The 20,093-nt window shown below is 58.2% G+C and carries 23 protein-coding genes; 3 read left to right on the top strand and 20 right to left on the bottom strand.

Going from position 1 to position 20,093, the window contains the following annotated elements:
- Positions 1–5: 5 nt before the first annotated feature.
- The 17 genes from ACMGGW_RS09265 to ACMGGW_RS09185 all read right to left on the bottom strand — a co-directional run bounded on the left by ACMGGW_RS09265 (position 6) and on the right by ACMGGW_RS09185 (position 12,687).
- Positions 6–1,256: a hypothetical protein gene (locus ACMGGW_RS09265; protein ID WP_420279377.1), complete on the bottom strand. Its 1,251-nt coding sequence runs from the start codon at positions 1,254–1,256 to the stop codon at positions 6–8.
- Positions 1,249–2,433: a baseplate J/gp47 family protein gene (locus ACMGGW_RS09260; protein WP_420279375.1), complete on the bottom strand. Its 1,185-nt coding sequence runs from the start codon at positions 2,431–2,433 to the stop codon at positions 1,249–1,251. The genes ACMGGW_RS09265 and ACMGGW_RS09260 overlap by 8 nt, the downstream gene beginning before the upstream one ends.
- On the bottom strand, positions 2,417–2,770 hold the full coding sequence (locus tag ACMGGW_RS09255) for a DUF2590 family protein (RefSeq protein WP_420279373.1): 354 nt from the start codon (positions 2,768–2,770) through the stop codon (positions 2,417–2,419). The genes ACMGGW_RS09260 and ACMGGW_RS09255 overlap by 17 nt, the downstream gene beginning before the upstream one ends.
- A complete protein-coding gene (locus tag ACMGGW_RS09250) occupies positions 2,767–4,851 on the bottom strand; it encodes a phage tail tape measure protein (RefSeq protein WP_420279371.1) in 2,085 nt (694 codons plus the stop codon). Before ACMGGW_RS09250 ends, ACMGGW_RS09255 begins: the two co-directional genes overlap by 4 nt.
- Positions 4,852–4,856: 5 nt before the next feature.
- Positions 4,857–5,036, bottom strand: a complete 180-nt coding sequence (locus ACMGGW_RS09245) for a DUF6890 family protein (protein ID WP_181817230.1) — start codon at positions 5,034–5,036, stop codon at positions 4,857–4,859.
- 41 nt (positions 5,037–5,077) lie between these two features.
- Positions 5,078–5,353: a putative phage tail assembly chaperone gene (locus ACMGGW_RS09240; protein ID WP_265261522.1), complete on the bottom strand. Its 276-nt coding sequence runs from the start codon at positions 5,351–5,353 to the stop codon at positions 5,078–5,080.
- 101 nt (positions 5,354–5,454) lie between these two features.
- Positions 5,455–5,832: a hypothetical protein gene (locus ACMGGW_RS09235; protein ID WP_420279369.1), complete on the bottom strand. Its 378-nt coding sequence runs from the start codon at positions 5,830–5,832 to the stop codon at positions 5,455–5,457.
- Positions 5,832–6,170, bottom strand: coding sequence for a M15 family metallopeptidase (locus tag ACMGGW_RS09230; RefSeq protein WP_313795310.1), 339 nt, complete (start codon positions 6,168–6,170; stop codon positions 5,832–5,834). The genes ACMGGW_RS09235 and ACMGGW_RS09230 overlap by 1 nt, the downstream gene beginning before the upstream one ends.
- Entirely contained in the window at positions 6,167–6,460 is a 294-nt protein-coding gene (locus ACMGGW_RS09225; protein WP_420279368.1) for a holin, read from the bottom strand. Before ACMGGW_RS09225 ends, ACMGGW_RS09230 begins: the two co-directional genes overlap by 4 nt.
- A 3-nt stretch (positions 6,461–6,463) precedes the next feature.
- Entirely contained in the window at positions 6,464–6,919 is a 456-nt protein-coding gene (locus ACMGGW_RS09220) for a phage protein (protein ID WP_156865581.1), read from the bottom strand.
- A gap of 2 nt (positions 6,920–6,921) precedes the next feature.
- Positions 6,922–8,085 carry a DUF2586 domain-containing protein gene (locus tag ACMGGW_RS09215; protein ID WP_420279367.1) on the bottom strand — a complete coding sequence of 388 codons (1,164 nt, stop codon included), beginning with the start codon at positions 8,083–8,085 and terminating at the stop codon, positions 6,922–6,924.
- Positions 8,085–8,792: a phage virion morphogenesis protein gene (locus ACMGGW_RS09210; protein ID WP_420279366.1), complete on the bottom strand. Its 708-nt coding sequence runs from the start codon at positions 8,790–8,792 to the stop codon at positions 8,085–8,087. The genes ACMGGW_RS09215 and ACMGGW_RS09210 overlap by 1 nt, the downstream gene beginning before the upstream one ends.
- Positions 8,779–9,285 (bottom strand): phage tail protein, encoded by a 507-nt coding sequence (locus ACMGGW_RS09205; RefSeq protein WP_420279365.1) that lies wholly within the window; start codon positions 9,283–9,285, stop codon positions 8,779–8,781. The genes ACMGGW_RS09210 and ACMGGW_RS09205 overlap by 14 nt, the downstream gene beginning before the upstream one ends.
- Positions 9,282–9,755, bottom strand: a complete 474-nt coding sequence (locus tag ACMGGW_RS09200; RefSeq protein WP_115115973.1) for a head completion/stabilization protein — start codon at positions 9,753–9,755, stop codon at positions 9,282–9,284. Before ACMGGW_RS09200 ends, ACMGGW_RS09205 begins: the two co-directional genes overlap by 4 nt.
- A 102-nt stretch (positions 9,756–9,857) precedes the next feature.
- The gene (gene gpM, locus ACMGGW_RS09195) at positions 9,858–10,562 is read right to left on the bottom strand and encodes a phage terminase small subunit (protein ID WP_156865578.1); all 705 of its coding nucleotides are present in this window, start codon (positions 10,560–10,562) and stop codon (positions 9,858–9,860) included.
- A 3-nt stretch (positions 10,563–10,565) separates the two neighbouring features.
- Positions 10,566–11,579 (bottom strand): phage major capsid protein, P2 family, encoded by a 1,014-nt coding sequence (locus tag ACMGGW_RS09190; protein WP_420279363.1) that lies wholly within the window; start codon positions 11,577–11,579, stop codon positions 10,566–10,568.
- A gap of 34 nt (positions 11,580–11,613) precedes the next feature.
- Entirely contained in the window at positions 11,614–12,687 is a 1,074-nt protein-coding gene (locus tag ACMGGW_RS09185; RefSeq protein ID WP_420279361.1) for a GPO family capsid scaffolding protein, read from the bottom strand.
- A 169-nt stretch (positions 12,688–12,856) separates the two neighbouring features.
- Between ACMGGW_RS09185 and ACMGGW_RS09180 the strand changes: the two genes are divergently transcribed.
- The 3 genes from ACMGGW_RS09180 to ACMGGW_RS09170 are packed head-to-tail and all read left to right on the top strand — an operon-like array spanning position 12,857 to position 16,049.
- The gene (locus ACMGGW_RS09180; RefSeq protein WP_420279359.1) at positions 12,857–14,665 is read left to right on the top strand and encodes a terminase large subunit domain-containing protein; all 1,809 of its coding nucleotides are present in this window, start codon (positions 12,857–12,859) and stop codon (positions 14,663–14,665) included.
- Positions 14,662–15,726, top strand: coding sequence for a phage portal protein (locus ACMGGW_RS09175; RefSeq protein WP_420279357.1), 1,065 nt, complete (start codon positions 14,662–14,664; stop codon positions 15,724–15,726). The genes ACMGGW_RS09180 and ACMGGW_RS09175 overlap by 4 nt, the downstream gene beginning before the upstream one ends.
- A complete protein-coding gene (locus tag ACMGGW_RS09170) occupies positions 15,723–16,049 on the top strand; it encodes an ogr/Delta-like zinc finger family protein (RefSeq protein ID WP_420279355.1) in 327 nt (108 codons plus the stop codon). The genes ACMGGW_RS09175 and ACMGGW_RS09170 overlap by 4 nt, the downstream gene beginning before the upstream one ends.
- Before the next feature lie 97 nt (positions 16,050–16,146).
- On the opposite strand, the gene ACMGGW_RS09165 is transcribed toward ACMGGW_RS09170, so the two are convergent.
- Genes ACMGGW_RS09165 through ACMGGW_RS09155 form a run of 3 tightly spaced genes read right to left on the bottom strand, consistent with a single transcriptional unit; the run spans position 16,147 to position 20,092 of the window.
- Positions 16,147–18,405: a replication endonuclease gene (locus ACMGGW_RS09165; RefSeq protein ID WP_420279353.1), complete on the bottom strand. Its 2,259-nt coding sequence runs from the start codon at positions 18,403–18,405 to the stop codon at positions 16,147–16,149.
- Entirely contained in the window at positions 18,402–19,451 is a 1,050-nt protein-coding gene (locus ACMGGW_RS09160; RefSeq protein WP_420279351.1) for a phosphoadenosine phosphosulfate reductase family protein, read from the bottom strand. Before ACMGGW_RS09160 ends, ACMGGW_RS09165 begins: the two co-directional genes overlap by 4 nt.
- A complete protein-coding gene (locus ACMGGW_RS09155; protein WP_420279350.1) occupies positions 19,445–20,092 on the bottom strand; it encodes a hypothetical protein in 648 nt (215 codons plus the stop codon). Before ACMGGW_RS09155 ends, ACMGGW_RS09160 begins: the two co-directional genes overlap by 7 nt.
- Position 20,093: the final 1 nt, after the last annotated feature.

The following is a 20,093-nucleotide window of genomic DNA, read 5'->3' as shown; positions in this document are numbered from 1 at the left end:
ATACCTTACTTTTTCCGCTGGCTAGCGCGCTCAGCTATCAATCGCATCCCTTTTTCAGTGATGAACCTCTCTCCCTGCTCAGTCAAAAAACCAACACCAGGTGTGAGATCAATTACCGCCGAGGTGCAATATCTATCGGGATTTGTAATACCCAGATTTTGGCCTTTCCCGAACTGTAAACTGATAGCTATATGAGTTTCCTCAGGGTGAGGCCAGCCAGGGGTATCCGTTACATACAAATGACGGGTAGTGTTATCTTGCAGCCATCCATATACCCCCATGTCACCCCACTCATTCCACAGTGCACCGTTGCCTCGTGGGGCATACTCATTGCTTTTTAGTGACAACTCCGTTGCATGTGGCCAACGCCCATTATTTGCAGCCAAAAACGCGGGCATGTCGGTTTGATACATACGCTCAGGAGTTGGTATAAGGAAAATATTGGGGCGGATATCATGGGTAACTACACGCCCCAAACCGTCGATCCCCGTAACACTAACGGGGCCAATTCCGGTTATCGTTACCAGGCATCCCTTAGCAATTGGCGCACTCACCAAATTGTCCAAAGCGACAACGGTTGCATGGCCTCCAACAGACCACGTCACCCCGCCAACAGCCCCTTGCGCTTCAATCACATAATTTGCGTTTGTAAAGCTGGTCACTGGCCTGAAATCGCTTGTCATCCAGCCATTAATATGAAAGCGGACGATCTCGAACGTCGGCGCAAAAACAGCACTGTGATAACCAGCGTCCAGGTCAAACCGACCAGGCCGCACGCTAACAGTGTTCTGGTTGAGCACGTCGAAGAAATACCGGCGACAGGTGCGGCCGTACTGGCGCACCAGGTTCATCATCAGCACGTTATCGCGGCTCAACTGCTCATCGTTGATGCGCAGTAAGATGACGTCCCAATCAAACCATAGCTGGCGCTCCAGCTGCTGCACCTGGCCGATCTCGAGCCGCTCGAATATCCGCGCAAATCCTGCCAGGCTCCCGGCGTCCAGGGCGTTGACAAAAGCGTGTTTCACCCGCAGGCGGAACAGCGCCAGCGACTCGCCGGGGAATCGGTTGATATCACGCTGGTACGCCAGCAAGCTCAGTAACTGCTCGTCGCAGGTATCAACGTCGATTTGCGCAAGCGGGAACGTCAGCCACCCGTATACCCGCTCCCACCAAATTTTTGAGGCGTGCGCCAGGGTGAGCGGCTCGCCCTTGTTCATCCAGACCGGCAGGTTGATATCAGGAAATTTACTCATCCACAGGAACCATGCTTAGTGTGCGCAGTCGCGGCACGTCCAACCCGCTGAGAATGTCCCCCAGGGAAAACTCAAGGGATTCGATATCGGGGAAGGCGTCGTGTAACTCTTCGCCCAGGCGCGACATAGAGAAGCGGCTGAACGGCCAGGTCTTCGCGACGTCATAATCGGTATTTTCGCGGAATGCGCAGCGCACCAGGTTACCGGCATTGCGCAACAACGTAGCCGTCTGCTCGTCGGTCAGATGACTGCTGGCGTACAGATGCACTGTGATCGTGAGGTCGTGCGAGGTTTCCGGTAGCGGCAGGCACAACACATCATCGCCGTGGCCGTGGTTGCCCTGCGTCATGACGTAATCATTCACCATGTCAATAAACGGCTGACTGGCTATGCCGGAGTCCAGCAGCAGGTAAACGTTGGCCGTGCCCGGCCCACGCGGCGCGTCGTGTTCAAAGAAAATGCGGTCGGTGTTGAGCCCAGCCAGGCCGGAGATCATGCCGCGATACACCGCATCAATGTGATATTGCCCGACGAGATTAAACTGGTTTTTCACCCGGTCGCGCAGGTCGTCGTCAGACTCCGTATCAGCGCCCGGTTGGGTTAACCAATCGTCCTCATTCACGGCGCTGGCGATGCCGTCGACTGCCACCGGCAAAATTCGGTAGTACCCCGGTGCCAGGTTAAACCCGCTGCCCTCCAGTTCGGCCACCACCGGCGCCAGCGCGCTGGCCGTTCCTGGGGCGATGGTGACGTCGGCAGTGGTCAGCAGCCGGTAAATGGTGCCGTTGATGCGCTCGGTCTGGATAACGGTACCCACCGGCACCGTGATTTCCCGCCCGGCATCCGCTTTGGTGAAGCGGATGGCTCCGACAGCGGCGGTGGCGTCCTTTCGCGCCAGGTTGACCGCCCAGGCGAACAGGTCAACGAACGTGCCCCCGGCGGTCGCCAGGAACAGGTTTTTCATCACCGTATTAACCAGGGCGTCCTTGAGCCAAAGCACCGGCGCGGTAACAATGGCCGTAATCAGACGCCAGAACGGCGACATACGCGAGGTATTCGTGATTAGACCTTCTACGCGCACGATGGCGTTAAACTCATCGCGAATCTGGGCCTCCGTCGTCGGCATGCCCTGATCGGCCAAAATGGCTTCATAGTCTGGATTAGGCTTGCTGTTCATCTGTCCCCAATTTATCCATCAGTGATATCGGCCCGAAATCGTAGGTGTCGGCCGCAATGAAGTAGTCACCGTTGCGGCCGTCGGCGATGCTGACGGTACCCGGTACAATCCGATCGTCGGATTCAACCAGTAATTCCATCTGCATCATGATGTCGGCACGCAGCACCGGGCTGCGCTCGGCGATCAGCTCTTTGACGATGCCGGACTCAATAATCATGTGAACCACGTCCTGCGCGATGCTGACGCGGTTGTTGCAAAGCTTCGGCTCGTTGCCTGAGTCCAGCGTAAAATTACGATCGGTGATCAGCAGGTCGATGTATTTCGGTTCGGTGTTCATCCGGCTGCCAGCTCCCGCGACTCCATCAGCGCGTCAAAGGTTTCCCCGTTCTGCGGGTAGATATTCACCTGTCCAATCTTCCGGCTGTTGTCCGTGACTTTGCTCTGGCCACCGCTGGTAATGGTCTTGCTAATGCCGCCGCGTTCCAGCTGCGGCGCATTCAACCCGGCCGGGCCAGCCAGCCCCAACACGTCCGGCGCGGCGTCGCCGACCGGTTTAAGGTCGATATCAACGCCGGGGATCATGTTCAACTTGCTGACAATCCAGTTGTAGGTCTTGCCGAATGACTGGATCAGCCAATCCCACAGGCCGCTGAACACTTTGCCGATGGCGTCGACAAACCCCAGAAATGCCTCAACCGGCGACGTCCCGCCAAAATAATCGACCACTTTTCCCCAGCCGACCTTAATCAGCCGCCAGACAGCACCGAACACGGCCCCCACTACGGTGGCAATCTGCATCACCCATTGAAACGCCTGGGTGTCCATCAGCGCCGCTTTGAGCTCGTCCCAGTGCTGCACGGCATACCAGATGCCCGCCGCCAGCGCGGCCACGGCCACAATCACCAGGGTGATCGGGCTCATCAGGATTTGCATGCCGACGGCGGCAAACATCGTCGCTATACCATAAGCACGCATGGCGACAGATGCCGCCATCAGCCCGGCACGCTGCAGCAGCGCCGCCGCGGTAGACACACGCCAGGCCATCGTCACCGCCAGCAGCGTGACGCGCAGCACCCGCATGGTGGCGCTGTACGCAATCGCGGCAATGCGCGCAATCTGCAGCGCACGGGCCTTCAGGTTGATAACCCACCACAACGCCCGCGCGGCAATGGTCGCGGCTTTCCAGATGCCGGTCAGCCCCATCCAGACAAATTTTGATACCCCAACCACTATATTCGCGGCAGCACCTGCCGCCCCCAGCGCCAGGGTGACCAGCGTGATGTAACCAATCCAGCGGGCAATATTCGGGAACATGTCCAGCCACTTGGCAAACTGGGTACCGGCATTGATGGCGTAATCGATCATCGGTTGAATTGCGGGGATCAGGCGCATGCCGATAGACACGCGGACGCGCTCCCAGACTTTATCCACCCGTTCCCAGATGTTCGCCATCTTCGCCGCCATTTCCGTGGCCTTGTCCAGCCCCTGGGTGTTGCCCATGTCGCGCATGTGTTTGCGCAGGGCGTCCGCCTGGCCCCAAGCGGCGGTCAGTGCCTGGGCACCCTCGCCAAATGCTTTATTGAGCGTGGCCTGGGCTTTTACGTTGCCTTCGATGGTGTCGCCAAATTTGGCCTGCAGCTTCTGCAGAATGTCAGGGAACTGCAGCAACTTGCCCTGAGCGTCGGTAAAGCCCATGCCCAGCTGTTTGCCCCCCTCAACGGCGCTTTTCAGGAATGAATCGTAGATGCCTCCGGCCTCGGTGCCCTGGGTCTTGCTCAACAGCCCCAGCACGGCCAATTGTTCGTCCATGCCCGCGCCATATTGGGTGCCAGTGCCCTTGCTGGACTTCACCAGCTCGCGGATCTCGTCCAGGCTGGTGCCGAAATTCTTCACCATGTATGCGCCTTTCGACGCCATCATGTCGGCAAACGGCACGTTACCCATCGCGCGCACGGTCGATCGGTAGTTGTTCGCCATCTCGCTCATGTACCCCGCCGCTTGTTCAGCGCTGGATTTACTCGCCACCGCAAGGGTGTTGATCGCCATCGCGGCGCGAGGTAACTCACTGTCGGCCAGCCCGGCCAGCTCACTCTTGATGATGGTACCGGAGGCGATAAACTCCGCCGCCGACTTGCCGTAAGCGGTGCTGAAGCGCTGGGCCGATTTGTACATTTTTTCCAGGGAGTCTTCGCCGACGCCGCGGGTGGAGAGCTCGTTAAGCGCCTGCTGCACCTCGTTGGCCGGGCCCAGCAGCCCCTTAACACCCTGGACAACACCCCACAAACCGGCCGCGCCGGTCGCAACCTGTTTAAAGGCGTCGCCGGACTTTTTGGCGAAACTCTCAACCGACTTTTGCGCCTGCCCTAACGGGGCGCTCAGGTTGTTTTTGAGGCTCAACAAAAAGGCCAATTCTTTCATGTGGGTTATGTCCTGCTGCCGCTGAAGGCAAAGGCGATGCCCGCCGCGACGCTGTTAATATTACTTTCGTGGAAATACTCGGCCAGCCAGAGGGCGCGGGCCAGGTTCATGCTGCTATCGCCCCGATCGGCCTCGTCGTCGTGGTCTGACGGTGAGGGCAGATAATGACGCCGTAGCGTCACCATCTGTTCGTAGTTACTGGCCCGAATGTGCTCGACTAACTGGCCTATTCCTTTACTTCAATCTCGACCGTCGGCGCGAATACCTTATTAATCTTCTCGGCGATTTGTGCGCCAAGGCCAGGCGTAAGCAACAGCGTTGCCAGCGCGTCGCGGTACTCAGGTACAACGATGCGTTTCAGGTAGGTGGCAACAGCCCCCACGACGTCTTCGGCGCGCGCCGACTCATTCAGGCATTTGTTGTACGCCTGCAGCGTCGGGGCAAATTTCACATCAACGCCGCCGATGCCCAGGGTAATGATGCCGCTATTTTCTTTGCTCATGGGTTACATCCCTTCTTTGTTGAATTTCAGTCACTAACTGGTTATGCCTGGCAGCGCAGAACACATACAGGCTGCTGTACTGCCGCAGCGCCTGGTCAAAATCACTTCCCGTTGGCCCCGCCAGGCGCGGCAGGTTTTCCGGGCAGCGTGCCGTCAGGTTTGCCTGATAGGGTTCGCTCGGCCTGGCCAACACTGTTGTTGAACAGCCGCACATACTCGTCAGTAGCGCAAACGTTGCGAAACACCGGCTTAATGGTTTCGGTATGAATGACGCGCTCCGTGTGGATTTCATTGCCGTGCAATTCCTGTAATTTGGCCTCCAGCCGCTGGGCCGACTCAGAGGAAACACCCTGGATCAGCCCGCGCAGCTCGTCGCGGAACTCGGCCCGGCGCTCTTCCTCCTCGCCCGTGGTGACCGTCACAAACCAGCCCCCGGCGGCAATGCCGCTCAGAAACACCCCAACCAGGCGCGAGATCATTACCTAACCCCTTCATGCTCAAGGCTGAAGTGATTGCCGTCCGGGCGAGAAAACCGCCCGCCCCAGGAGCCGCCGAGGGATTCCCAATACTCGCCCAGCGGCAGGTATGCGGCGCTGTCGGTCTGGTACACCCCATCAATAAACAGGTTGAAGTCAACGGCCAGGCGTAGGGTGTGCAGGCTGTTGCGGATGCCGGTACCCTTCTTGGCATTCAGCGCGGCTTGCTCCGGCGTGCGGTACGCTTCGCCAAATGTCAGCCGCATACCGTGGTCACCGGCAAAAGTGATCAGTTGGGCAATCAGTTGGGTGAACAGCTGTTGTTTTTCGCTCAATTTCATGATTTATCAGCCCCTTTCGTTTTCGACTCGATATAGCGTTTGAGCATTGACTCAATCACCGTGTGCCCCAAAATCCCCAACGCCGCCGACACGGCCACCAGGGCCAGCTCGTCAATATCGGGAAATCGGATCAGGATCACCCCTGCAATCAGCGATACAGCGGAGCCCAGCACCATGCGGCCCAGCACCAGCCGGAGGGTCAGCCTGGCGTCATCGACCAGCACCTTGCCCAACCCGATGACGGCCCCGAGCAGCAGCAGCTTTAAAAACGTGCTTTCTCCGTTCGGCATAGCTCACCCAATCAGATCGCGGACGTCGTTTTCCGACAGGATCGGCACGCCATCGACGTGAACAAAGTCCGGGCTGGTGACCAAATATTTCACCTTGTGGCTGGCCGTCTCGCCGCCTTTCGGGTCAAACCCCACCGGCGAGGTGATGATCAGCTTGCAGCCGAACGCCTCGACGGTCAGCTCTTCGTCCCCGGTGTTGGCATAGAACAAAATATCGGTCGGCGGGATAGCGCGGTAACTGCCCGCCGCGCGCGCCACGGCCCCAATCTTTTTAAAGTTCTTGGTGTCCATCTCCATTTCACCTTCGGCCGCGACGTCGCCAGCAACGTGGCCGTCAGGCACGCCGCGCGTTTGCGCCGCGGCCGTGTTGTCGGTGATATCCAAAGAGATGGTTTTCACATGGATAATTTCGGTACCCAGGGTGATATCAAAATCCATGCCCCCGATGCGTGATGACATAGTTACGCCTCCAGTGACGTGTCCAGCATGATGCTGGCGGTGATCGATTTCGGACTGCCATACGGGCGCACAACTAAGAAAATTTGCACCGTCTCGGCGTCAGCCCAGCTAATTTCCACATCGCCCGCCCGCGGCGGCTTCACTTCGCCGGGGAACGTCACGCCGTTGATCTGCGTGCTGCGGGACATTTCGCGCAGCGTTCGGCTGAAATAGGTTTTGTGGCTGGCGATGCTCGCCGGGGTACTGTTCAGCGAGCGATCGCCGATTTTGGCAATCGCCTGGATGCGCACCCGGCGCGCCGCTTTATCGACAATACGCAGGTATTCGATCACCGGATAATCGCCGCCCTTCACGTCCAACGTGAGGCCGTCGGCCCAGTAAATCCCCTCGTAATCGGCGTACCACATCGGCACCGAATAACGCAGGTCATGCATCGCACGCAGCTGCGCTAACTCCAGCTCCATTCCGGCGCTGTCAACCGGCAGATCGCTGCTGCCGATGCCCAGCCCCACGATCGCGCCGGTTTTCACCCGTGCCGGGCTGTCAGCGATGGTGACGCTGCGGTTGCATAGCCGCCCGCCCAGCGCCCCGGCCTCGTTGCCCCAGAGGGCGGGCACCAGCTGCACCGCATGCGCGGCAATATCCTTGGCGAGCTCTGCCTGGAACTTCAGATAATCGGCCCAGGTCACCCCGGCCTTTCCGCCTTCACCCGGTAGCGCCAGCGGCCCGGCGACGGTCAACGCGAACCACACCCAGCGGCCCAGCTTGCTGACCAGGGTTTCACGCAGGGCGGAATACGCCTCAATCGCGGTGCGGCCCTCTTTCACGTCGACCAGCTGCGTGACGGCAACCACGCCCTCAACCGAAATCAGGTCTTGCACGTTCTCGATTGCTGCCGGCCACGTCGCCGGCTCGGCGTCTTTTTTTACCAACAGCGCATAAGCCTGCCAGTTTTGCCCGGCGTTAACCTTTGCCACGCGCACCACTTCGCGCAGCACTTCGCTGGCAGCGGTCAGCGCCGTGTCAATATCGGACTGGGAGTTAAGCGCCACCAGATCGCCATCACCGGATTCCGCCGGGCCGACGTACAAAACGGTGCGCTCGACCTCGTTGATCCTGCCCTGGCGCTGGTTCAGCTGATTAATCGTTACATTGGGCCATGTCATTACTGTTTCCCCTTGATATCCTGCGCGTTAACGTTCCAGCCAAAGCCAATGGCCTGCAGCTGACGGGCAAGAATATTGTTAAATTCGGTATCACTGACGCCCAGGAACACGCGGGCGGGAATATCAATTTTCCAGGTCGATTTCGTCGGCTTGCCCCTGAGTTTTTTAATCAGTAGCCCGGCCTGCGCCATGCTCATGGTTTCCATGATTTGGCGTGACGTCGCCTTGACGTACCGCTTGCCCTTCCACACCTTGTACCCCAGCGCCCGCAGCCGTTTGGCCTGGCTCAGCAGCGCGGGCCTGCCGCGCTGGTCTGGCCGCGGCATCTTGTCCGCGCTCATCGGGATGGAGGCACCATCCTGGTGCACCGCCCCGATCAACCCCGCCGAAACCGGCCCGCTGTTGTTGCGGTAATTCCCGCCTTTCAGGTAAATGCGCACGGCCTCTCTTTCCGGCATTTCCCGCACATGCAGCAATTTGGGCAGTTGGCGCAGCATCTTGCCCTTGCCGCGCTTGCGCTTCGGCCAGGGCTGGCCGTCCGGCGTCGCCTGCTCGCGCTGGTGACGCTTGGCGGCAACGATGATCCCCAGCTTGGCGATGCGCCATAACAAGCGCTGGCGCTGCCGGGGTTTCAGGTCTGCCGCTGTCAGCGTCTGCCGTAGCTGTTTCAGCTGGCGTTTATCCAGCCCGCCTTCAACCCTTGCCATCACCACCACCACCCAGCGGCGCGCCGTTCTCTGCCGCCGCGTACAAATAGCCGGATGTTGCGGTGTGGATTTCCGGGTAAGACAGTCGCCAGCGCTTCCCGGCAAGCGGGATTTCGCCCGCCTCGTCCGGCGTTATCGTTATCTCGTCGGCCAGCTCCAGGGTGATCGACAACGTGCCGGTCTTCTCTTCGTCAAACTCGATATCAACCGCGGGCTCACCCAGGGCCAGCTCGTCATACAGGTTGTTTCGGCTCGCATCTATCCAGGCGAACACCAGCGCGTACACCAGCGCAGGCGGGCAAAGGCGGTATGGGAACCTGTCCCAACTGAGCCGGGCGGTATAGCGGAATACGCCTAAGCGCCGCTGGCCCAGCCCCAACGCCTTGACCGAATACACCAGGGTCGCGTCCTCCATCGCGCTTTCAAAAAACTGCATCGCGCGCGTCGGCATGTACTGTTCCAAAAAAACGGTCAGGCTCTCTATTTGGCTCATACCTGATAAATCCCTACACGCCGGTAACCCTGCATGTTGCGGATCACCAGCGCCGCCTCAGCAAGCAGCGTTTCGCGCGTTTCGGCACTTTCCTGGCCGGGGTGCGTTTCACGCCGCCCGATGGTCGGAAACTCGCCGAGCAAATCCGCCTTAGCACGGGCATAAATCGCCTTCTTGTACTGCGCGGTAAGCTGGTTCTCTTCGCCCATCTTTGCACCGGGTACATCGCGCGCCGTGGCATGCCCTGCGCCCTGGTGTCGGCTGACGACTCCGGCCAGATCGTCGTTAACTTCGGCAATCGCCGCGAGCACGGCCAACCCGGCGGTATCCGGCGGCAAATCCGGCGGAATAGAGCGAGATTGCTGGAACTCTTTGAGATTGAGATCAGGCCAGAACGCCACGCCGTTAATGATCGGGATATCACTGTAGCCAATCGTTCGGCCGCTAAATCCCAGTGTTGGTGATGGCATCAATCCCCCTGAAAGAGAAGCGGGCTAACCAGTTTCCACGGCCTTGAAAGCCTTACGAGCTCTCTGCCTCCACTGTGCCCGCCCCGGCTTGCGGTAGTCGGTTTACTCTGCGGTCAACGCCCGGATGCGCGCGGTGATGCGCTCGCGGGCCGTTTTAACCCCAGCGTTTTTATCAAAGGCCTCGGCCTGTGCCAGCAGGCTGTCAGCCAGCTGCAACACCTCCACGTCCGCGATCGCGGTGGCGCGGGGTTTCCCCTTATCGTCGCGCAGCAGGTAGAGCCCGGCGAACTTGAACCATTTGGCGTTGATCTCTTCATGGAGCCGCCATTTCTCGCGGATGTTGGTAAACGTCCGGCCGAAATACGGTTCAATGCTGTGACCATTTGCCGCCTGGTCTTCCGCCCATTCCAGCACCGTGTCAGCCACGAACGCCGCAAATGAGCTCTTGAAGTTGTCAGGGGTCTGTTGCCCCTGCTCAACGGCAATGTCGGCCCAGTCCAGCGCCTGGTCAAAGCTGCCCACATCGAACAGCCAGATCGTGCAGTAGGCAAACACCGGATTGCTGAACACCTTGCCGTCACTGAGATAACGTTCAGCCACCGGCAACCACTTGGGCAGCAGTTGGTCACGCTTCATCTCGATGCGGTCGGCAATTCTCGGCAGCTCACGCAACAGCTCAACGTCACGGTTAAGCTCGCTGATTTGCACATGCAGACTGACCGGGCTATCGCAAATCGGCTCGCGGTTCTTGAGCGCCTTCTCTGCCCGGATACGGGCGCGGTGGCGCTGGCAAGGTGTCATTTTCATGCGTTAGCCCCCGTTGCCTGGGTCTTCAACCTTCATGGTCAGCTTGTCGTAACCCGCGTACAGCTCGTCATATTCCACGGCATAGCCTTCCATGCGCAGATAGTTGTTCTCAAACCGCTTGCGGTCATCTACCCATTCAGCCTTACGCTGGCCCGTTCCGCGCTGGGAATACAAATGCAGGTTTGACAACGTGGTCACGATCAGACGGCCTTCCGGCATGAACGGCGGGCTGTAGACCTTGCGCCCGGCGATTTCGCGGTTAATCAGCTGCGCCGCCACTTTCTCGGTCGGTTTGTCGATGCGGTTCATCATGCTGGTTGCATCGCCGCCGATCAGGTCAGCCGATACCAGCACAACCAGGCGCGGGTCTTGGCGGTACGGTTCGAAAATATTGGTGTGGATCAGGTCAGTGACTGCCGCATCCAACCCCATGAAATCGGCATTTGCCCCGCCGATTGTGACGTCGCCGGTAACAATTTGCTCCGGGCTGCGCTCTTTGACGATGGTATGCCAGCCACGGTTAACGTCGTCGCCCAGAGGGTACTTGTCCGGGTCGGTATCTTCGGCAACATGGGTACCGTTGAACGCGATGCGCAGAATATCCAGCGCGAAAGATTCATTGCTGAACGCCTGAATGCGCTGGAAAAACTCGTCTTCGCTGCCCGCGTTCGCCCAGGTCACCAGCGTGACGTAGTCCAGGTACGAACCGGAATCCGTTTCGGCGAGTTCGTATTTGTTCCCGCTGTTGTCCATCCGGCGCGAGAATCGCCCGGATTTCTTACGGCCGGTAAACAGTCCAGGGTTACCGGTGGCGACCACCTGCCCCTGTACCTGTTCCACGGTTTGGGTGTTGATCAGCTGCAGAAATTCAGACTGCTGCAGCAAGGCATTGCGCAGCTGGATATCGCGCGGATCGGTCAGCGCGAAAAACTTGGATGTATCCGGCACGCCGTAGGATTTCGCCAGGCCCGCGGTGTACTTGCGGAGCAGCTTTTCAGCTTGTGGAGTCAATAACATGTGCTTTATTCCGTATCAGAAAGTGACTGGCCGCTTACAGGAATTCGAACGGTTCTTCAGAGCCGCCCGGAGCCTTGCCCGGTACCTTGGTTGCCGATTTACCGGCCAGCGCGTTGAACTGCTTGAGGATCTCGTTCATGTCGTCCTTCAAGCCAGCCAATCCGCCGTCTTTGCCGCCCTTTTGCTTCGCAGCCAGGTTAGTGGTGCGCTTGCCCTGACGGCGACCGGCGCGGCTACCGCGGCGCGTGCTTTTTTCCGTGGTACCCTGGGTGCTGAATCGCTTGGTCAGCGCAGCCATTTTTGCCCTGGCGGCGCTGAACTCTTCGGCCAGGACTTCGTCTTCCGGGTTTTCGGCGACTTCATCCGCAAGCTCCGCCACTTCGTCGGCCACTTCGGCGATTTCTTCCGCCAGATCGCCCACTTCGGCCGCTGCCGCTTCCGGGTCTTCGACGGTTTCACCGGTGGCGGCATCTTCCAACGCTTTAATGCGATTCAGCATTTTTTCAATCAGATCGCGTAATTCTTCCATCTTGGTTTCATCCTCGCCCTGTTGGGTGTTGTCTGTCGCAAAGGTTTTATTCTTGCGAGTTGAAAATAAGCGCCCCCACATGGACGGCTTATTGGTTTTCATTTTTCCCAGGCTGAAAGTTTCAATATTGCCGCGTGCGCCGTTATATTGTTCACCGTCAAATACAAGCGTGATCTTTTCAGTCCCCAGGCTGGCGGGAATATCCGTTACAGCAAGGCCAAATAGATACTCTCGCCCGCTCCCGCCGAAGTCTTCCCAGAACTCCGCCGAGGTAAATAACTTTTGCCCCATGCGGTTGGCTTCAATCAGGAATTGGTTGGGCACTAATTTGGCATAGAGTTTTGTTTTATCGTCTACCTCTTCGACTCTCAGCTCATCGACTTCACCCAGGTTGCACGTAAACTCACGCTCGCCCAGCTCATACATAGGGTGGTGAGGCCAAATCATGGCGGTATAGGTGTTGCGGCTGTAAGTTTCCGCCGCATCGTGCAACCATTGGGCCTCGATAGTGCGACCGTCAACGGTCGGCCCGGCGGTAGCAATACAAATCCAATCGGTTGTAATTTTCGCTTGCGGCATAACTCGGCCTTTAGATAGGGATTCTGTTTTATTTGGATTTTCAGTATTGCCATTTTTTTAATTATCTTCACCCGCTTTAATTTTGATGCATTCGGTTATACAGCCTTAACCTAACACAACCGATATTTAGTTATGATTATTCACTAATGCGCTCTGCATAATAGCCTTCATGGCTAAATACTCCGACGAAACAAAAGACGCGGCCCGCGCACTATTTATTAAACGCTGGACGCCGAAAGATATTGCGCGAGAATTATCAATTCCAGAGCGCACAATTTACCATTGGTCTGATAAAGGTCAGTGGGCATCCCTCATGCCGTTGGAGTCGGTAGAAGAATCGCTGGCCCGGCGTATCGATCAGCTCTCGCGCCGCGAGAAGAAAACCGCGCTTGAACTGGAAGAGATGCGCGACCTGGTGGTGCAGCACGTCAAGCTGATGGCCCAGCGCAATAAACACGCCGAGAAGATGGCGGAAATCCAGGCGCGCAACGTGGCGACGTTCCAGGGCGGCGGCGGCGCTGACGCAGAACCCGGCGAGGGCGGCAAGCGCCGCTACAAGAAAAACGACGTGTCGGGCATTACAGCCGAAATGCTGGACACCGCCGCGCGCGAGCACCTGTTTGACTATCAATTGCATTGCAGGGCCAACAAGGGGCAGGACTTCCGCTTCCTGTTGAAAAGTCGCCAGGTCGGCTTCACCTATTATTGCGCCTGGGAAGCCTTCGAAGACGCCGTTTTAACCGGCGATAATCAGGTGTTCTTTTCCGCGTCCCGCGCCCAGGCCGAGATTTTCCGCGAATACATCGTGCAGATCGCCCAGAAGCATTTCGGGGTAACGCTTACCGGTAAGGATATCCGCCTGAGCAACGGCGCGGTGCTGCGCTTCTTGTCCACCAACGCCAACACCTCGCAGGGCTTTAACGGCCATCTGTACGGCGATGAGGTGTTTTGGATCCCGAAATTCACCCGGCTGCATGAAGTCGCCTCCGCGATGGCGACACACAACAAATTCCGCACCACCTACCTGTCAACGCCCAGCGCCAAAACGCACCAGGCGTACCCGGTATGGACGGGCGATGCCTGGCGCGGCGACGACCCCAAACGCAAGGCCGTTGTATTCCCGAAATTCAGCGAACTGCGCGACGGTGGCCGACTCTGCCCGGATGGCATTTGGCGCTATGTCATCACGATGGAAGACGCGATCGCGGGCGGGCTGGGTGTGCTGGTCGATATCGAACGGCTACGCAACAAGTACAGCGCGACCGCGTTCGCCATGCTCTATATGTGCGAGTTTGTCGACAGCAAGGACGCCGTTTTCAAGTTCTCGGAGCTCAGCCGCTGCGAAGTTGAGGCGGGGATCTGGCAGGACTTTGACCCCACCGCAGCGCGCCCATTCGGCAACCGCGAGGTCTGGGGCGGCTTTGACCCATCCCGCTCCGGCGACAACTCCACGTTTGTGATAGTGGCCCCGCCGATGTACGAAGGCGAGCGCTTCCGGGTGCTGGCCGTCTATCACTGGCAAGGGCTTAACTTCAGCTGGCAGGCCGAGCAGATCAAGCAGCTGATGCGCCGCTACAACATGACCTATGTCGGCATTGACGTGACCGGCATCGGCCGTGGCGTCTATGACCTGGTGACCAAATTCGCCCCACGGGAAGCCACGCCGATACTGTATAGCGTGGAAAGCAAGTCACGCCTGGTACTGAAGATGATCGACACCGTGGAGCGCCAGCGCATCGAATGGAGCAAAGACGCCCAGGACGAGGTCAGCAAAGAACGCGCCGAGATTATCCCCAGCTTTATGGCCATTCGCCGCACCACGACCGCCAGCGGTAACGCAATGACGTTTGTCGCCGAACGCTCGGAAACCACCGGCCATGCCGATGTTTTCTTTGCCATCGCGCACGCAGTGATCAACGAACCCCTCGACTACGAATATGAGCGCCCCAGCACCTGGGCCTTTGGAAAAGCCGCATGAAAAAGAATCGACGCAACAAACAGCAGAAGCGCCCGCAGCAGGCCACGGACAAGAACTTCACACCGACACCGGGGCGCGGTAGCGTGATCACCTTCGGCGAGCCGGAGCCGATCCTTACCACCGGCACCGACTATCACAACATCTGGTATGACAACGAAAGCGACCATTGGCGGCTACCCATCGACCGGCTGGCCCTCTCACAGCTGCCCAACCTAAACGGCCAGCATGGCGGCGTTCTCTACGCACGCCGCAACATGGTAGTCAGCGGCTATCTGGGCGGAGGATTGTCGACCGATGAACTGGAAGCGGCGACGTTTGATTATCTGCTGTTCGGCGACGTGGCGTTACTGAAGGTGCGCAACGTCTTTGGCATGGTGATCGACCTGATGCCACTGCCGTCGCTCTACCTGCGCCGACGCAAAAACGATGATTTTGTGATTCTGCAGGAGGGCGAGCCGCTGGTTTACTCCCCGGAGGATATCGTTTTTCTCAAGATGTACGACCCGCGCCAGCAGGTTTACGGCCTGCCGGACTACATCGGCGGCATTCATTCGGTATTGCTCAACAGTGAAGCAACCATTTTCCGCCGCCGCTACTACCACAACGGCGCGCACATGGGCTTTATTCTCTACGCCAATGACCCGAACATCACCAGCGAAGTGGAGCAGGAGATCAAGGAAAAAATTGAGCAGTCCAAAGGCGTCGGCAACTTCACCAACATGTTTATCAGCATCCCGAAGGGCAACCCAGAGGGGGTGAAACTCATCCCGATCGGTGAGGTTGCCGCGAAAGATGAGTTTGCCAACGTGAAAAGCATCACCGCCCAGGACATTCTCACTGCCCACCGCTTCCCCGCGGGCCTGGCGGGCATCATTCCCACCAACGGCGCGGTCATGGGGAGCCCGGAAACGGCGCGAACAACCTACGGTAAGGACGAGGTTACCCCGCTGCAGCGCAAAATCATGAACGCCGTCAACAACGACCCGGAGATCCCCGAGCGCCTGCATTTGGGGTTTGACCTGGAAGAATCCGGCAACGGTAATGAAAAGGGCGAAAAATGAGCACAAATACGCTAAAATCCGCTAAATACGTGGCATTGGCATGCGGGGTAGTAAACATGCGCATTTTTAAAATTCATTGCCCGGAGTGCGGCGCTCCGGCGATTATCCGTAAGACGGAATGGAAGAATAAGCAGTTGGCCGATTTGTATTGCGCCTGCACCGAAGTGGAATGCGGCCATACCTTTGTTTTTAACGCTACCTTTTCCCACTCGCTCAGCCCCAGCGGCCTGACCGGCAACAATCTGGTCAAAGCCCTGCTGGAAAGGCTCAAGCCCGACGAGCGCCAGTTTGCGTTAGACCTGCTGCAAGGTCAGGCCGGATAACAGAAGCCCCGCGATTGCGGGGTTTTCTTTTGCTGGCCGCAGGGCCAACCCACCAACCCATTAAGCCGATAACTTAATAAGTTAGTAGGTTATGATTTTAATGCACACGCCCCACCGGTAACAGTCGATCACCGTCCAATCGGAAGGCGTGACCATCGCCAAAATTCACCACCGCCCCGGATAACAGCGCCCTGAATTCGCTGGGCTCAGGCTCCAGGCCGATGGAATGGAGGAACGCCAGCAATTCGCGGGCGATATCGTCCATCCCGGCCACCATTTCCGGCGTGACAATGCGCGGTTTATCCGGCAGATCACCGCTGCGGCTTCGTTTCGGCACCGTGGCGCGCAGTCTTTCGAGCAATTCCCGCCGTTCCTGGCGTGTCATCCGGTCAAAATCAACCGGTATCCGGCTGGTATCCTCATCTATGAGGGCACCAGCCAGCCCCGATCCCTGGGCCGTACTGTCGGCGACGGGTACAGTTATTGACAGAACTCCAAGGGGGCGCGGTGCGCCCTGAACGTCAACGGCCAAACCCTCGTCGGCCTTGGCTTTGGGCACGATTTTGTAAGTGGCGGTGCGGGTAAAAACGACCGACTCCGGCCCCGATGCCGGGGCATAGACGCCGGTAATGCGGCTGACGTCATCGCCGTAGGCGTTGCCGTCCGGCGTGACTTCATAGTTCAGGCGCACCCGGATGCAATCGCGGGCGACCAGCGGCCCGCCCTGGGCCATCGTGTACCCGCCCCAGTCGCCGACGGTGGCGGCTTCGTGGGCCGGGGCGATCTCCGGGTGTAAACGCAGCTCGCGGCCGTGCATGCGGCGCAACTCGCGATAGACGGTAACGGGTGCGCCGCCGATCTGCTGAAACTGACGGATGCGCCAGCGTGATGCCCAGGCGCTGACGCGCCGCGCGGTATCCTGCAGCGGTAACCCGGTGTCGTCATCCAACTGGCCGTCCAGGGCGAATCCGTCGATGTTCTTGCTGATATATTTGGCGATGTAGCCGGTAGCTGAGCCTTTCTCTTTGTCGATTGGCTCCACATAAAAGCGGGCTTCCAGGGCTTTGATGCTCTGCAGTTCTTCCGAGTCTTCCCACCGGGCATACCGGCAAAAAATATCGCGCGCCTCGTCAATATCCTCGGGGCGCATGAATAGCAACAGGTGCCAATGGGGCGTTTCGTCGTGGTGCGGTTCGACAACGCGAAAACCGAACGCGCGAATGTCTGCCCTCTTCCACGCAGCGCGAACACGCGCCCAGATGCGGCATAAGTATTTCTGCGTTTGCCGCGGGCTGGCCCCGTTCCATTTGTCGTTACGCTTGCCGGTGCTGTGCATAGCGTGGTACTTGGACGGCGCGGTCAGCGTGTAGAAGTCGCCAACCATCTGCATATCGTCGGCGATGTTTTCAAAGTGCCTCATGCGAGTCATCAACTCGCGGCGGCGGTTGGCCGGATTGGCGACGCTACCGGCCACCTTCTCGATCAGGGATATCCGCTCGCCGGTATCTTGGTCTTCCAGCTCCATCGCCTTGAGATATTCAACGTTGGCTTTCTTCTGGGCCTTCCATTCTTTCAACGCCGGATCGCTGCAATACGGGGTTGTTTTCTTGCTGACGTATCCGGCGGCGATCATCAGGTGTTCACGCCACTGGTCATGCATGCGTTTCAGCCTGCGCAGCCACCAGGCTGGCGACTCCAGGCGCGCCATACAGCGTAGGGCGTCGACGTCGCTCAGCTCCATCTCGCAGTAGCTGCGCCAGCCCGGCGCGAACATGTTCAGATGCGATACCACCCAACCGGCGCGGCCGTAGGCATAGAGCGCGGCAAAGGAAACATCGCCGTGCTCATCAACCTGCCCTTGGTAGTAGTTCATAAACTCGGCGGTGATGCAGTCGGCCAGCCGGTGCGCCAGCCTCTTGAGCTCGCGTTTGCCGTACCACGGCAGGCGGGCAAAATCATCCTGGAAGCCGATCAGCACACCGGGGACAACGCCCAGGCGATACCGATCGTTGACGCCATCAATGCGGGGTAGGACGTGTTTTTCAAACGTATTGATTAAGTATTTATTGGCTCGCGTTGTGCCGTGCTGCGCTTCGATGCTGTCGGCGCGCTGGGCGTAGTAACGCCGGATGAAGTGAGGCAGCGACGCCAGACGGCGGCGCACCCGGCGCGCGCGCGGCATCGGCTCGGCATGCAGCCCCTGGCGAAACGCCCACTCTTCGATCGGCGGGTTCGCCGCTTCGGTGCTGACGGCCTCGCGGGGGCGGTTCCAAGCGAAAACCCCGGCGGGCGTTTCAGCGCTGCCGGGGTACGGTTTTGGCGGGGTCGGTGCGTAGCGGCCGCGGGTGTCACTCACTCACACACCCCAGCATAAACGCTACTGCATGTTGAGTGATCGCTCATCGCGGCGATCAGGTCAAATTGCTGGCCTCCCCGCGTCGTCAATGCCCAATCGCGATAGGTTTCAATGCCGTGGGAATCGACGGTAATACATTTAATCCGCCGTTCCGCTTTTCTTGGGTCTTGCGTGGCGGGGAAAAATGTTGAATTACCATACCGCGAACACAGGGCAACCAGCCGTTCCCAGCGAGCAACACGGGCAATCTCTTCCGGCCAGCGTTGGAAAATCTCACCCAGTTCCGCCTTGTTTACGTTAATGCATGGCATGCAACCGACGCGCCCACATCCTTGCAAGTAAAGCGGGTTAGGTTTGATGCCGTGATGTTTAGCGATAGCAAAAACATCCTCATGTTTCCAATCCAGGATCGGCCGGTAGATGCTTAACCCTGGTGTGCTGTCTGCATCATTTTCCCACACAGGCAGGTTTGCCCGGCCCGGTGATTCTTCCGCACGCACCCCCTGCCAGCTGATCACCTCGTCATACTCATCCAGCAGCGGGGCGACTACCTGATCACGAATGGGAGCGTGCTTTAGTTCAAAGGTACAAAACCGCGCCTTAGTCGAGGGAAATCGGCCTTTCCACATGCACAAGTCAAGGAACGGTATGCCCGTTGGGTGAAGAGTTTCCAAGGCCACTTTGATAATTTCAGCGGCTTGATCATTGGAAAAACCGCATTCAGTCACCAGAGTAATCGGCCAGCGCTCTGCGATAAACTTACGCTTTCCGGCCATGCGCTCGGTGAAGTCAGCTCTAACGCGGCGGATTGGCCCCAGTTTATTTTCCAGGTAGTCCAAATAATCCATTGTCTGCGGGTGCTCATGCCCGGTGTCAGCGAATACGGGCAGGATTCGCGCGCCAGCGGCTAAGGCAATCAGCCACTGCGCCAGGCTGTCTTTACCGCCGGAAACGGAGATCACGTTAAAGGCATCTGCCGCCAGGACTCGCTTGTCTATTAAAACCGCACCGGCCGAATATGAGATAACACGCGAAGGCATCAGCATTTAGGCGTTTCCCCTGGTGCTGCTGCCAACATAGCGGCATAGATATTGCCGAAGTTAACGCAAAAGGTTTCGTCGTCGTTGAATTGCACATCGTCGCAGTTCATCGCGGCGGCGATCATTTCCGGCGTTGGCTCAACCGGTACCAACTGAAGCCCGGAAGGCGCAGGCAGGGAAATTAATGCCCTCAGCTTTTCCAATCGAGCGTCATTTTCAGCTCGTTGCTCTGGGGTCATAGACTCCAGTTCGGCCTCATAATCTTCACGCCTGTTGAGAGCATTCAGCATGCTTTCCGTGGGAACGCCCTTTCCAAAAAGCAGACCAGGCATGAGGCGCACAGGGCACGGTAGCCGCTCTGGATAGACCGACGCAGGTGGGGAGGTGTAGAACTTCGTGCCAACAGGGAAAAGGCTCCCCTGCTGCCCGAGCCACTCAACATCAGGCCGCTGACAGCAACCGCAAAAATCATCAACCAGTCGCACCTCAGCGACCGGCTGCGAAAGGTCTTCTCTAATGGCGGCTGCTTCACATGCTGATTTTATTTTTTCCAGATCAGCGGCCAAACTGACATTAAGGCCCGTTTGTTTAAGGGCAATAACCGCCTCACTTAAAAGGCAGGTTAATTTGTTAAAATTGACATTCATA

Source organism: Serratia sp. BNK-4 (assembly GCF_048685115.1).
Lineage (GTDB): Bacteria > Pseudomonadota > Gammaproteobacteria > Enterobacterales > Enterobacteriaceae > Serratia > Serratia bockelmannii.
This window is presented reverse-complemented; position numbering and strand designations above follow the sequence as displayed.